This is a genomic window from Streptomyces sp. NPDC005752 (assembly GCF_040630715.1).
Lineage (GTDB): Bacteria > Actinomycetota > Actinomycetes > Streptomycetales > Streptomycetaceae > Streptomyces.
The window spans coordinates 97320-110270 of sequence record NZ_JBEXYB010000027.1 but is presented as its reverse complement, the minus strand read 5'-3'; the positions used below and the strand labels follow the sequence as shown (position 1 = coordinate 110270).

Below are 12951 nucleotides of genomic sequence, written 5' to 3'. Positions count from 1 at the left end.
CCGATGAACAGCGTCCAGAACGTCATCTTGCCGAGCCGCTCGTCCAGCATCTTGCCGGTGAACTTCGGCCACCAGAAGTGGAATCCGGCGAACATTGCGAAGACCACGGTGCCGAAGACGACGTAGTGGAAGTGCGCGACCACGAAGTACGAGTCGGAGACGTGGAAGTCCAGCGGCGGTGAGGCCAGGATCACCCCGGTCAGACCACCGAAGAGGAAGGTGACCAGAAATCCGACGGACCAGAGCATCGGTGTCTCGAAGGACAACGAGCCCTTCCACATCGTTCCGATCCAGTTGAAGAACTTCACCCCGGTGGGCACCGCGATGAGGAACGTCATGAAGGAGAAGAACGGCAGCAACACGCCACCCGTGACATACATGTGGTGCGCCCACACCGTCGCGGACAGGCCGGCGATGGCGATCGTCGCACTGATCAGACCGACGTATCCGAAGATCGGCTTGCGGCTGAACACCGGAATGATCTCGGAGACAATGCCGAAGAACGGCAGAGCGATGATGTACACCTCTGGATGGCCGAAGAACCAGAAGAGGTGTTGCCAGAGCAGTGAGCCGCCGTTGGACGGGTCGAAAACGAGTGCGCCGAATTTCCGGTCCACCTCGAGTGCGAGCAGCGCGGCGGCCAGCACGGGAAAGGCGAGCAGGACCAGGACACCGGTCAGCAGGACGTTCCAGGTGAAGATCGGCATGCGGAACATCGTCATGCCGGGGGCGCGCATGCAGATGATCGTGGTGATGAAGTTGACCGAACCGAGGATGGTGCCGAAGCCCGAGAAGGCCAGACCCATGATCCACAAGTCGGCGCCCACACCCGGTGAGCGGACCGCGTCGTTCAGCGGGGAGTAGGCGAACCAGCCGAAGTCGGCCGCGCCCTGGGGGGTGAGGAAGCCGGATACGGCGATCAGCGAGCCGAAGAGGTACAGCCAGTACGCGAACATGTTCAGCCGTGGGAAGGCCACGTCGGGCGCGCCGATCTGCAGCGGCATGATCCAGTTGGCGAAGCCGGCGAACAGCGGCGTCGCGAACATCAGCAGCATGATCGTGCCGTGCATCGTGAACGCCTGGTTGAACTGCTCGTTCGAGATGATCTGGTCACCCGGACGGGCCAGCTCGGCGCGCATGACGAGCGCCAGGACGCCACCGACGATGAAGAAGGCGAACGAGGTGGTCAGGTACAGCGTGCCGATCGTCTTGTGGTCGGTGGTGGTCAGCCACCTGATGACGACGTTGCCCGGCTGCCGACGCCGTACAGGCAGTTCGTCCTGATAGGCGACATCGGCTTCCGCCGATACTGAGGGACCCCTCGTCGTCACTGCGGCACTCCTTCGGTCGACGGCCGATTGCGGACTCGGCGACCAGGATGGACTCCCCGCGTCGGTACCGCAGGTCATCTCCGTGCGCACTGCACCAGTGGCTGGCAAAGGACACTCCACTGGCCGATGGTTTCGGTACCGGTGTTGACGAGCGCGTGGCACCTTGAGGGCCGCGCTCCGCCTTCAGCCCGTCGCCCAGGCGCGCATCGCCTTTCGCGAGGGGAAATCGGCCACGTTCTTGTCCAGGGGGTCGTCGGTGTACTGATGGATACGCCAGTCCGCTTCGATCCGCGGTGCCGCCGCCTTGCCGTAGTCGGCGATCCAGAGTCCGTCACCGGCGTACGAACTCGTGTCGTGGTGGATCCAGAAGGATCGGTTGCAGTAGAGCAGTACCCGGTGGTGCGGCCTCAGCCTTTTCACCTCATGGATGAAGCGGTCCTTGTCCTCGCTGCTCGCGCGCGTCCCTTCGCCCGTCTGTTCCCAGTCGACGGCGAGGAGGTCTCCCTGCCGCTCCGGTGTCCTGTCGAGGAAGTACTCCGCCTGGCCCTTCGCGTGCCCCGGCCAGAGGAAGTGGTAGCAGCCGACCACGCATTCGGCGTCCCTGACTCGTTTGACCTGGTCCTTCAGTCTCGGATTGACGTAGGAGCGACCCTCTGTCGCCTTGACGAAGACGAAGTCCAGACCGTCCGTCCCGAAGTCCGTCTGATAGGCGCTGACATCGACGCCGTGCAGCACGGCCACCTCCATGTGGGGCATGTTGATTCCGTTCCTCTCCCATGCGTGCCCGCCTGGAGCTCTCCCATCCGCCGTCCGCGTGCTGAACCGATTCGGCATGCCCGGATCGGTCTCTGCGCCCCCTGCTCGGCCGCTCGAGCAGCCGGCTGCCGGACGGGTTGATGCACGGACCCGCCGGACAGGGCGGCTGTCCACGAACGGACCGCGAATGCGGCACCATCCGCGCCGGGCCGTACCGTCAAAAGGATCATGAATCGGGAGGTCGGGGTTGGCGCGGTGCAGAGACCGGGCGGCCTGGTGAGCGAGACTCACGAGCCGGTGCTGCCGCGCCGGGGTGATGATTCACCGATGTTGAACGTCACCGGCGCGGACGATGCCGCAAGCACGGCCCTCTTGCTGACCACGATGCACAGGCTGCACGCGCAGTTGAACGATTTCACCACTGGGCTCCACCTCGCCTACGACTTCGGGAACGAGTCCGGCCTGGTGCCTGGCATCGTGATCGAACAACACGCTGCGGGGCCTGAACTGCGGCTCCACCACACCTTCGGCTTCTTCGCGGAGGGCGATCCGGATGTCAGTGAGCTGCGGTTCTCGGCAGGCGTGACCATCACCTCGGGCGGGTGCACCGTTGAAGCGAGGGTGGAGGTGGACCTCGAACGACCCCTGGGAGAGTTCGGCGCCGATGTCCACACTCTTTATTTTGAGCGGATCGGCCAACTTTCCCTCACGAGGGCCCTGAGCAGTCTGGAGGAGCAGGTCACGACGCTCTGCACCATGCGCGATGTCCCGAAGCGTCTGGGTCTCGAGAGGTGCTGATCGGGGTGCGCTCTCGACGGCACCACAGGAGACGGGCAAGAGGATCAAGCCCGCTCGAGAGGTGCAGCGAGGACTGCTGCTTCGTTGCCGCGTGCTTCGTTGCCGCGTGCTTCGTTGCCGCGCCCGGACCGGTTGCGGGTTTGATCGACCCGCTCGGGGATGGTGTGGGCCATGCCGTGCGGCCCGGGCCCGGTGTGGATCCGATCGCACGGTTCACGGGTGACGTATCACCACGCCATGATCCTGTGAAGGCGCTGCGTCGCGGGACCGTACCCGGGGCGCCGAGGAAGGGCTTCACTCCCCCGTGTTCAGGTGCGGGGCAGCGGGTGCCTGCGGCACGAAAAGTGCGGCACATCTGCGGTCTCCGCGGGTCCGGTGTTCCGAACGCCGCGGCGTGTCCGCCACACTGTCCGACGAACCAGAACCGACGACCGTTCACACATGGCCCGTCCGGCTCGCACGAGTTGCCCCGGCCGGACGAGGACAAGGAGACCTGTCATGCCCCGCACCATGTCCGTATCGGACAGCATCCTGATCAGGGTGGCGCCGTCCACCGCGTACGCGGAGTTGAGCGACCCCACCGCGATGGGACGCTGGAGTCCGGAGAACCGGGGCGCGCGGATACTCGGGGAGCACCGGACGGCACATGTCGGCATGGTCTTCGAGGGGCGCAACAAGCGCGGTCCCTTCCGGTGGACGACCAGGTGCACGGTGACCGCGGCCGACCCTGGCATGCGGTTCGCCTTTCGTGTACACGCCATCGGGATGCGGCGTCCCCGGCTGCCGGGCTCCATCGCGCTGTGGGAGTACCGCTTCGAAGCGGTCGACGGCTTCACTCGCATCACTGAGACCTGGACAGACAACCGGCGGGCATGGCCGGACTTTCTCGCCAACGCCTTCGACCGGATCGCGACACGTGGGCACACCTTCGCGGAATTCCAGCGCGGGAACATCCGGACCACCTTGGAGCGCCTCAAAGCGGCATTGGAGCAGGACGGTTCGGAAGGGGTCGACCGTTTGGGGAACGAGCCGCGTCGGGGGTGACGCTGCGGGAAGCGGGCGTGCGTACAGCTCCCTCGATGTGTGTGGAGGCTTCCGGGACCGATCCGTGTCGTGGCCGCGGAGTCGTGGTCAACGCGTCCGCCTCGAACGCCGGATCGAACGGACGCGGGCGACCGACCCCGGTGTTCAGGCTCCGGCGGGCCTGGCCGCCGTCCAGTGCGCGGGCCGGGTCAGGGAATCCGGGAGTTTCGTGGCGGTGTTGCCCTTCGCCGCGTTCAGCTGCGCCTGGGTGAGGAAGAGAGCGCCCGTCAGGTCGGCGTCGGACAGGTCGGCGTCACGGAAGTCGGCGCCGATGAGCTCAGCCCGGCGCAGGTCGGCGCCGCGGAGGTCGGCAGCGATGAGGTAAGCACCCCGCAGTTCGGCTCCGCGCAGGTCGGCGCCGCGGAGTCCGGCCCCGATCAGGTCGGCGCCTCGTTGGCTCCGCTTCCTTCGCCGGGGGACGGTGGCGCGTTCGAGTTCGCCGGCGCGGAGCAGGAGGGCGGCCACCCTGTCGCGGTGTGCGGACACATCCAGTTCCGCGAGTTCACCGGCGGGCAGACCGGTGAGGCGTTCCGTGGTGCGGAGAGCGTCGCGGAGGTCGGGGTGGAGGGGCTCGGCCGCCGGCAGGGTGAGGGCCTCGGTCACGTACCAGAGCAGTTCGTGAAGCTGCCTCATCACGGGGAAGACCTGGAACATCTGCTGCGCGGTATCCGGGTCCGACCGCCAGTCCCGGCCTCCATAAGTGTCCTGGGAGACCTTCTGACCCGCGCCGAAGCAGTCGTACACGGTGCAGCCGGAGAAACCTTCGGGCCGCAGCCGGGTGTGAATGCCGCAGCGGAAGTCGTCCGCCAGATTGGGGCAGGGGGTCCCCGCGTCCTTGTTGATCGCGAAATCCGCCGACGCGGTCAGCGTCAGCGCGACGCAGCAGAGCCCGAAGCACTTCGCGCAGTCGGCGCGCAGGGCGTCCCCTTCCACGACGGGCGGAGCGGTCGGGTCGTCGCGGTGCACGTGCCTGAGTCCTCCGGTTTGCGGTGTCCGCCAAGCATACGCGTGCGCGAGGAGGCAGCCCGGGCTGTCAGTGGGCGGGTGCACACTGGGCGGCAGTGCGCGACACGGATGTGAGGGAGACAGGACATGAGTGCGCCGCAGGAGGGGGGCTTCGAGCCCGCGACCGGCGACGGGCCCGTGGCGGCCCCCGACGCGTCCGGCGACCGCGCCGGGGAGGTGCTCACCGCCTTCGCCGGGATGCTGCAGATCAGGCGGCTCACCCGCGCGGGGAGCGCGGACCCCGAGAGTGTGCCGGCTCCCTGGGAGCTGCACCGACCGCTACGGGCCGTGGCGTTGGCGCTGGAGGCCGCCCTGATACCTCCCTCGACGGTCGACGCGTCCGGGCAGCGCACCTCTACCGGTTACCGGGTGAGCGAAGGTGAGGCGCCGGGATCGGTACGGGTCGAGTGGGCAGGCCCGCGGGGCGGTGGAGCGGCCCACGACGAGGTGGAGGCGTTGGCCGGCTGTGCCGGGGTGTTGCAGCGGCTTGGCTGGACGGTGCTGTTGTACCGAGGGCCTCGCCGACGACGTTTCCTCGAGGTCGAACCGCGGAGCGCGCCTCGTTCCTGACCGTTCTGCCCAGCGACGGCACCCGCGTTGTCAGACCCTTGAGAGATGCTTGACGGTACGACACCTCTGACGGGGAGAGCTGAGATGCAGAAGGAAGAAATCGCCGCGGCCCAGGCGTACATCCGTTTACTCGCTGCCACGCGCGCCGCGCTCGCGGATCCTGCCGAAGCCCCTCTGTACATGCCGCTGCTCGCCTTCCCGATCGAGGAAGCCGACGAGGCGCTGCGGAGCGCGGGGCTCGCGGGGAACGAGGACAAGCTCTTCGCTCTCGTGAGGCAGCTTCAGCCGAGTCCCACGGGTTGAGGTCGCCTGTCCTCTCCGGCCATGTCGCCCCGTCCCCCGCATCGGGTCGGCCACGGCCAGGTGCTACGACGCGGAGGCGACCACAGCCGGCCGCCGGTCACTGACCGCTGTACAGGAGTGATCCGGGGGTGGTGAGCAGCTCTCCGGTCTCCAGCCAGGTCTTCAGGCCGGAGAGGATCATCGGCCATCCGCCGTACAACTCCTTGTTGGCACCCTCTCGGAGCCCGCCGTGGGTGATGGTCAGCCGACAGGAGTCGCCGATGGGCTCGATCTCCCAGGTGATGCGGGTCGCGCCCTCGTTCCTCACCTCGTCGCTCCAGAGCGCCACCATGCTCTGGACGAGCCTGCGCGGCGGTTCGACCTCCAGATTCCGCCCCTCCCCGAGCGGGCCCGGAGCGCCGGGAGCACCCATCTCGAAGCGTGAGCCCTGGGTCCAGTTCGAAGTGACGCGGGCGCCGAAGTTGTACTTGCTTCTGATATCGGGATCGGTGACCGCTTCCCAGAGACGCTCGGGAGTGGTGCGGATGTAGATCTCGAAGACCTTCTTCATGGGAATCTCCAGTCGGTTCTCGAGGTCGCTGAGCGCGGCCGCCAAGGGCTCGGCGTTCTTGCTCACCCACCGGTCTTGGACGAGCCTGATGGGCATCAGGTTGAGGAAGTGGGGATTTTCCCGCCCCCGTCCGTGGCGAGACGATCAGGCCCGCCGCCTCCGGCAGCTCGAGGTGCTTCGTCACCGCACAGCACGTGATGCCGGAACGGGCCTGCCACGCACTCAGTGTCTGCCTGTCGTCCGGGAACAGCTCGTCGAGTCGGCGCAGGTGCCCGGAAACCCCTTGCCGTCATGTGATGAATTGATTCAAATCGCTAAGAAACCTGACTGACTGCTTGACGAGCAGCAGTGCCCAAACCTAGCGTACGGTCGGATGAAACGATTCACATCCCCGATCCTGAGGGTCGCCGGATGACTCTGCTTACGAGGTGTTCATGTCTGATGTGTCGGCCGTCAAGGCAGCTCTGAAGTCTCAGGTCATCGAGACGCCCTCCTGGGGTTACGGGAATTCCGGGACCCGTTTCAAGGTCTTCGCACAGCCCGGCGTCCCGCGTGACCCGTTCGAGAAACTTGCGGACGCGGCGCAGGTGCATGCCCACACCGGGGTCGCCCCCAAGGTGTCGTTGCACATCCCCTGGGACAGGGTGGAGGATTACGCGGCGCTGACCCGGTACGCCGACGGGCTCGGGCTGCGGATCGGTGCGATCAACTCCAACGTCTTCCAGGACGACGACTTCAAGCTGGGCTCTGTCACCCACCCGGACCCGAAGGTCCGCCGCAAGGCCACCGATCATCTGCTCGAGTGTGTCGACATCATGGACGCCACCGGATCTCCGGATCTCAAGCTGTGGTTCTCGGACGGCACCAACTACCCTGGTCAGGACGACATCGCGGGCCGCCAGGACCGCTTGGCCGAGTCGCTCGCCGAGGTGTACGAGCGGCTCGGCGACGACCAGCGGATGCTGCTGGAGTACAAGCTCTTCGAGCCCGCGTTCTACACGACCGACGTCCCGGACTGGGGCACCTCGTACGCCCACTGCCTCAAGCTCGGTCCGAAGGCCCAGGTCGTCGTCGACACCGGCCATCACGCACCTGGCACCAATATCGAATTCATCGTGGCGTTCCTGCTGCGGGAGGGGAAACTCGGCGCCTTCGACTTCAACTCCCGTTTCTACGCCGACGACGACCTGATGGCAGGGGCCGCCGATCCCTTCCAGTTGTTCCGGATCATGCACGAGGTGGTCAAGAACGGCGGACTCGCGACCGGGACCAACGTCAATTTCATGCTGGACCAGTGCCACAACATCGAGGCCAAGATCCCGGCGGTCATCCGCTCGGTCACCAATGTCCAGGAGGCGACCGCGAAGGCACTGCTCATCGACGCCGAGGCGCTCGCCGAAGCACAGCGCTCGGGTGATGTCCTGGCGTCCAACGGAGTGCTGATGGACGCGTTCAACACGGACGTGCGGCCGCTGCTCGCCGAGGTCCGCGAGGAGCTCGGCCTGGCGCGCGACCCGTTCGCCGCCTACCTCGCCTCCGGCAACCAGGAACGCATCGCAGCCGACCGTGTCGGCGGCGAGCAGGCCGGCTGGGGCGCCTGAGCCCCACTCCCCCGGCCTCGTACGTCCAGCCGCACCTGCCCGTCACCTCTTCCTCGAAGGAACTCTCATGACGTCCGCGACGCACGCCGAAGTCGCCGCGCTCCTGGAGCGCGCCCACCGGACCGGCTCCGACCCCCGCAACACCAACTACGCCGGCGGCAACGCCTCGGCCAAGGCGATGGAGACCGACCCCGTCACCGGTGGCGAGACCGAACTGCTCTGGGTCAAGGGCTCGGGCGGCGACCTCGGCACGCTGACCGAGGCCGGTCTCGCCGTGCTGCGACTGGACCGGGTGCGAGCGCTCAAGGACGTGTACCCGGGGGTGGATCGTGAGGACGAGATGGTCCCCGCGTTCGACTACTGCCTGCACGGCAGGGGCGGTGCGGCCCCGTCGATCGACACCGCGATGCACGCGCTGGTCGAGGCCGCACACGTCGACCACCTGCACCCGGACTCCGGGATCGCGCTGGCGTGCGCGGCCGACGGCGAGAAGCTGACCGCCGAGTGCTTCGGTGACAAGGTCGCATGGGTGGACTGGCGCCGTCCCGGATTCCAGCTGGGGCTCGACATCGCGGCCGTCAAGGAGGCCAGTCCGCATGCGGTCGGTGTCATCCTGGGCGGTCACGGAATCACCGCCTGGGGCAGGACCTCCCAGGAGTGCGAACGCAATGCCCTCTGGATGATCCGTACCGCCGAGAAGTTCCTCGAGGACCACGGCCGGTCGGAGCCCTTCGGCGCTGTTCTCCCGGGCCGGGAGGCCTTGGAGGAGGGTGCGCGCAGGGAGCGGGCAGCCGCCCTCGCCCCGGTGATCCGCGGACTGGCGTCCACGGACCACCCCCAGGTGGGGCACTTCACCGACGCTGCGCCTGTGCTCGACTTCCTGTCGCGCGCCGAGCACCCCCGTCTCGCCGCGCTCGGCACCTCCTGCCCGGACCACTTCCTCCGCACGAAGGTCAGCCCGCTGGTCCTGGATCTTCCTGCCGATGCCCCGCTGGAGGAGGCGGTGAGCCGGCTCGCGGCACTTCACGCGGAGTACCGCGAGGCGTACCGCGCGTACTACGAGCGCCACGCCGCACCCGACTCACCGGCCATGCGGGGGGCCGACCCGGCGATCGTGCTGGTGCCCGGGGTCGGCATGTTCTCCTTCGGCAAGGACAAGCAGACCGCCCGGGTCGCCGGGGAGTTCTACCTCAACGCGGTCAACGTGATGCGGGGCGCCGAGGCCGTCTCCTCGTATGCGCCCATCGAGGAGTTGGAGAAGTTCCGCATCGAGTACTGGGAACTTGAGGAGGCCAAGCTCCGCCGGATGCCGAAGCCCAAGGCGCTGGCCACGCGGGTGGCGCTCGTCACCGGTGCGGGGTCCGGCATCGGCAAGGCCATCGCGCACCGGCTCGTCGCGGAGGGCGCCTGTGTCGTCGTGGCTGACCTGAATTCGGTGAACGCGGAGGCTGTCGCCGAGGAACTCGGCGGCCCGGACAAGGCCGTCGCCGTGACCGTGGATGTGACGTCCGAGGAGCGGATCATCGACGCCTTCGAGGCCGCCGCGCTCGCCTTCGGAGGCGTGGACCTGGTCGTGAACAACGCCGGGATCTCCATCTCCAAGCCGCTGCTGGAGACTTCGGCGCAGGACTGGGACCTCCAGCACGACATCATGGCGCGCGGTTCGTTCCTGGTCTCCCGGGAGGCGGCACGGATGATGCGGGCCCAGGGCCTGGGCGGCGACATCATCTACATCGCTTCCAAGAACGCGGTGTTCGCCGGCCCCGCCAACATCGCGTACTCGGCCACCAAGGCCGACCAAGCGCACCAGGTACGCCTGTTGGCCGCCGAGCTCGGCGAGGACGGAATCCGGGTCAACGGGGTCAACCCGGACGGGGTGGTGCGCGGTTCCGGGATCTTCGCGGCGGGCTGGGGGGCCCAGCGGGCGGCGACCTACGGCATCGAGGAGGAGAAGCTGGGCGAGTTCTACGCCCAGCGCACGATCCTCAAGCGCGAGGTGCTCCCCGAGCATGTCGCCAACGCCGTGTTCGCCCTGACCGGCGGGGACCTCACCCACACCACCGGCCTCCACATTCCCGTCGACGCCGGTGTGGCGGCGGCGTTCCTGCGCTGAGCACGTTTCACCCTGCCGCACCCCGGACGCTGTTACGCGAGCAGCCGGGGCGCGGCCCCGCCCGGATCGGATGAGATTCTCCATGTCTGCGACTTCACGACACGACCCGGTGTTCGCCGCGGTGGACCTGGGCGCCACAAGTGGCCGGGTGATCACCGGCAGGGTCGGCGCCGACGAGCTCGTGCTGACCGAGACGCACCGCTTCGCCAATACGCCGGTCCAGCTGCCCGACGGGCTCCACTGGGACGTACTCGCCCTGTACCAGGGCATGCTGGACGGGCTGCGCTCGGCGGCGGCCAACGGCCCCGTCGCCTCGGTGGGCATCGACACCTGGGCCGTCGACTACGGGCTCCTGGACTCCGACGGGTCGCTCCTCGGCCTCCCGTTCCACTACCGCGACGAGCGCAACGCCACCGCTGCCGAAGAGCTGCTCGCCTGTTGCGACGCACAGGAGCTGTACGGCGTCGGCGGACTGCAGCATCTGCCGTTCAACACGGTCTTCCAGCTGGCCGCCCACCGTTCCACCGCTCAGTGGCCGGCGGCCCGGACGCTGCTGCTGATGCCGGATCTCCTCGTGTACTGGCTGACGGGGTCGGTGGGCGCGGAAGTGACCAACGCCTCGACGACCGGCCTGCTCGACGCGCGTACGGGCTGCTGGTCCGATGCGCTGATGGAACGGCTCGGGCTGGAACGTTCCCTGTTCCCCGCCTTGCGTGAACCGGGCGTGCGAGCGGGCACGCTGCTTCCGCACGTGGCGGGGTTCACCGGGCTGCCGATGGACACGCGGGTGACGACCGTCGCTTCGCACGACACCGCGTCCGCGGTGGCCGCGGTCCCCGCCATCGGACCGGGGGTCGCGTACGTGTCGTGTGGAACGTGGTCCCTGGCCGGTCTCGAACTGGACGCGCCGGTGCTGTCCGAGGAGTCGAGGGCCGCGAACTTCACCAACGAACGCGGTGTGGACGGCACGGTGCGCTATCTCCGCAACATCATGGGGATGTGGCTGCTCGAGGAGTGCCGTCGTACGTGGGAGCGCGCGGGTACGTCGGCGGGCCTCGCGGATCTTCTCGCGGGCGCGGCGCGCGCCCGCCCGTTCGGCTGCGTGATCGACCCGGACGATCCGGTGTTCCTGGCGCCGGGAGACATGCCGTCCCGGATCGACGCCGCACTCATCCGGACGGGGCAGGCACCCCCGGACGGCCCTGGCGGATATGTCAGGTGTGTCCTGGAGAGCCTGGCGCTGGCACATCGCAGGACACTCCGGGAGGCCGCCGAGCTGGCGGGCCGGGAGCTGACACGGATCCACCTGGTCGGCGGCGGCTCGCGTAACGAGCTGTTGTGCCAGTGGACCGCCGACGCGACCGGCCTGCCGGTCACCGCGGGGCCCGCCGAGGCCACCGCGCTGGGGAACGTGCTGCTCCAGGCGCGGGCCCACGGGCTGGTGGGCGGGCTGGCGGACATGCGCGGGCTGGTGGCACGCACACAGGAACTGCGTCACTACACGCCGCGAGGTGATCCCGGGGCATGGGACCGGGCCGCCGACCGGCTGGCCGCAGGCGTATGAGCGACCCCGGCCCTGTCCCCGCCGGCCGGCGGACGGGACCGGGGAGCGTGCGGACGTGTGCGCACAGGGGTGGGTCAGTTCGGGGCCAGGCCCAGTTCCTGCTCACCGAGCGGCTCGAAGTGGCGTGCGACCTCGGCGGCGCCGACATCGGCCAGCTCGGCGGGACTCCACCGCGGAGAACGGTCCTTGTCGATGATGCGTGCGCGCACGCCCTCCAGCAGGTCGTGTCCTGTGAAGGCCCGGCAGGAGACACGGAACTCCTGGTCGAGGGCGGCTTCCAGACTGCCGAGCCCCTTGGCACGGCGTACAGCGGCCAGAGTGACCTTGAGTGCGGTGGGCGAGACGGCGAGAAGTGCGGCGGCGGTCTCCTTCGCGGCGGGCACTCCGCTGTCCGCCAGTCGGTCGATGATCTCCTCGACCGTGTCGGCGGCGTAGCAGTCGTCGATCCATGCGCGGCCGGCTGCGAGCTCTCCTTCAGGGGCCGCCGTCGCGTGGTGGGCCACGGTGTCCGCCACATCGGTGGGTGTAGCACTCCTGGCCAGGGCGGTGGTGAGGTCGGCCAGGTGGTGGGACGGGATGAAGTGGTCTGCCAGCCCGCACAGAATGGCGTCGGCCGCGTCCACGGGCCTGCCGGTGAGTGCGAGGTGGGTGCCGAGCTCTCCGGGTGCGGCGGCCAGCAGGTAGGTGCCCCCTACGTCGGGCACGAAGCCGATTCCGGTCTCGGGCATCGCGACGCGCGAACGCTCGGTGACGATGCGGACGTCGCCGTGCGCCGAGACGCCCACGCCGCCGCCCATCACGATGCCGTCCATGAGCGCCACGTACGGTTTCGGGAACCTGGCGATCCGGGCGTTGAGGCGGTACTCGTCACGCCAGAAGTCCACGGAGGCGCTGCGGCCCGCCCGGGCGTCCTCGTAGATCGACCGGATGTCGCCGCCCGCGCAGAGGCCGCGTCCGCCGGCTCCGCCGATCACGACCGCCGTGACCGCGTCGTCGTCGGCGGCCTGGGTGAGCGCTTCATCGATGCCGCGCACCATGGAGTGAGTGAGCGCGTTCAGGGCCCTGGGGCGGTTGAGGATGATGTGCAGGATGTGACCCTCGGTGTGCAGCAGGACGGGCTCGTCATCGTTCATGTGTGCGCTCCGGTCAGCCGTGGACGATCTCCGGGTGCCATTCTGCGACGGCCGTCGGCGGGCGCCGGCGCCGGGGCGCCCTGATATCGCTGTGGCACTCCCGCTTCGCGGCCTCGACAATTGGTACCTACGGGCCGCGACGTC

The 12951-nt window shown here is 68.4% G+C and carries 12 protein-coding genes; 7 read left to right on the top strand and 5 right to left on the bottom strand.

Translation table 11 applies throughout. The annotated features are described in order from the left end of the window. Together ABZ441_RS23155 and ABZ441_RS23150 are read right to left on the bottom strand one after the other, a co-directional pair. The coding region (locus ABZ441_RS23155) for a cbb3-type cytochrome c oxidase subunit I (RefSeq protein ID WP_358977355.1) at positions 1-1331 on the bottom strand (1331 nt) is incomplete at its 3' end. Positions 1332-1514: 183 nt separating this feature from the next. Then, positions 1515-2066, bottom strand: coding sequence for a GH25 family lysozyme (locus ABZ441_RS23150; protein ID WP_358977365.1), 552 nt, complete (start codon positions 2064-2066; stop codon positions 1515-1517). A gap of 249 nt (positions 2067-2315) precedes the next feature. Here ABZ441_RS23150 and ABZ441_RS23145 point away from each other — a divergent pair, with 249 nt between their 5' ends. After that, the gene (locus ABZ441_RS23145) at positions 2316-2885 is read left to right on the top strand and encodes a hypothetical protein (protein WP_358977353.1); all 570 of its coding nucleotides are present in this window, start codon (positions 2316-2318) and stop codon (positions 2883-2885) included. Between the two features lie 498 nt (positions 2886-3383). After that, the gene (locus ABZ441_RS23140) at positions 3384-3929 is read left to right on the top strand and encodes an SRPBCC family protein (protein ID WP_358977351.1); all 546 of its coding nucleotides are present in this window, start codon (positions 3384-3386) and stop codon (positions 3927-3929) included. Between the two features lie 144 nt (positions 3930-4073). On the opposite strand, the gene ABZ441_RS23135 is transcribed toward ABZ441_RS23140, so the two are convergent. Beyond that, positions 4074-4934, bottom strand: a complete 861-nt coding sequence (locus ABZ441_RS23135) for a pentapeptide repeat-containing protein (protein WP_358977349.1) — start codon at positions 4932-4934, stop codon at positions 4074-4076. A gap of 126 nt (positions 4935-5060) precedes the next feature. On the opposite strand from ABZ441_RS23135, the gene ABZ441_RS23130 reads away from it, so the two are divergent. Both ABZ441_RS23130 and ABZ441_RS23125 read left to right on the top strand, forming a co-directional pair. Further along, positions 5061-5543, top strand: coding sequence for a hypothetical protein (locus ABZ441_RS23130; protein ID WP_358977348.1), 483 nt, complete (start codon positions 5061-5063; stop codon positions 5541-5543). A gap of 84 nt (positions 5544-5627) precedes the next feature. Continuing rightward, positions 5628-5846, top strand: coding sequence for a hypothetical protein (locus ABZ441_RS23125; protein ID WP_358977346.1), 219 nt, complete (start codon positions 5628-5630; stop codon positions 5844-5846). A gap of 97 nt (positions 5847-5943) precedes the next feature. Here ABZ441_RS23125 and ABZ441_RS23120 read toward each other — a convergent pair whose 3' ends face one another. Next, the gene (locus ABZ441_RS23120) at positions 5944-6492 is read right to left on the bottom strand and encodes an SRPBCC family protein (RefSeq protein WP_358977344.1); all 549 of its coding nucleotides are present in this window, start codon (positions 6490-6492) and stop codon (positions 5944-5946) included. Positions 6493-6830: 338 nt separating this feature from the next. Between ABZ441_RS23120 and rhaI the strand changes: the two genes are divergently transcribed. The 3 genes from rhaI to ABZ441_RS23105 all read left to right on the top strand — a co-directional run bounded on the left by rhaI (position 6831) and on the right by ABZ441_RS23105 (position 11674). Further along, positions 6831-7997, top strand: coding sequence for an L-rhamnose isomerase (gene rhaI, locus ABZ441_RS23115; RefSeq protein ID WP_358977342.1), 1167 nt, complete (start codon positions 6831-6833; stop codon positions 7995-7997). Positions 7998-8064: 67 nt separating this feature from the next. Further along, a complete protein-coding gene (locus ABZ441_RS23110) occupies positions 8065-10110 on the top strand; it encodes a bifunctional aldolase/short-chain dehydrogenase (protein WP_358977340.1) in 2046 nt (681 codons plus the stop codon). A gap of 82 nt (positions 10111-10192) precedes the next feature. Further along, positions 10193-11674, top strand: a complete 1482-nt coding sequence (locus ABZ441_RS23105; RefSeq protein ID WP_358977338.1) for a rhamnulokinase family protein — start codon at positions 10193-10195, stop codon at positions 11672-11674. Positions 11675-11748: 74 nt separating this feature from the next. On the opposite strand, the gene ABZ441_RS23100 is transcribed toward ABZ441_RS23105, so the two are convergent. Then, positions 11749-12807: an enoyl-CoA hydratase/isomerase family protein gene (locus ABZ441_RS23100; protein WP_358977336.1), complete on the bottom strand. Its 1059-nt coding sequence runs from the start codon at positions 12805-12807 to the stop codon at positions 11749-11751. Positions 12808-12951 lie beyond the last annotated feature (144 nt).

What these genes read in the sequence shown, in the direction of transcription:
- ABZ441_RS23145 (WP_358977353.1), top strand. Translation starts at nt 2,316, where the DNA reads ATGAATCGGGAGGTCGGGGTTGGCGCGGTGCAGAGACCGGGCGGCCTG.
- ABZ441_RS23140 (WP_358977351.1), top strand. Translation starts at nt 3,384, where the DNA reads ATGCCCCGCACCATGTCCGTATCGGACAGCATCCTGATCAGGGTGGCG.
- ABZ441_RS23130 (WP_358977348.1), top strand. Translation starts at nt 5,061, where the DNA reads ATGAGTGCGCCGCAGGAGGGGGGCTTCGAGCCCGCGACCGGCGACGGG.
- ABZ441_RS23125 (WP_358977346.1), top strand. Translation starts at nt 5,628, where the DNA reads ATGCAGAAGGAAGAAATCGCCGCGGCCCAGGCGTACATCCGTTTACTC.
- ABZ441_RS23120 (WP_358977344.1), bottom strand. Translation starts at nt 6,492, where the DNA reads ATGCCCATCAGGCTCGTCCAAGACCGGTGGGTGAGCAAGAACGCCGAG.
- rhaI (WP_358977342.1), top strand. Translation starts at nt 6,831, where the DNA reads ATGTCTGATGTGTCGGCCGTCAAGGCAGCTCTGAAGTCTCAGGTCATC.
- ABZ441_RS23110 (WP_358977340.1), top strand. Translation starts at nt 8,065, where the DNA reads ATGACGTCCGCGACGCACGCCGAAGTCGCCGCGCTCCTGGAGCGCGCC.
- ABZ441_RS23105 (WP_358977338.1), top strand. Translation starts at nt 10,193, where the DNA reads ATGTCTGCGACTTCACGACACGACCCGGTGTTCGCCGCGGTGGACCTG.
- ABZ441_RS23100 (WP_358977336.1), bottom strand. Translation starts at nt 12,807, where the DNA reads ATGAACGATGACGAGCCCGTCCTGCTGCACACCGAGGGTCACATCCTG.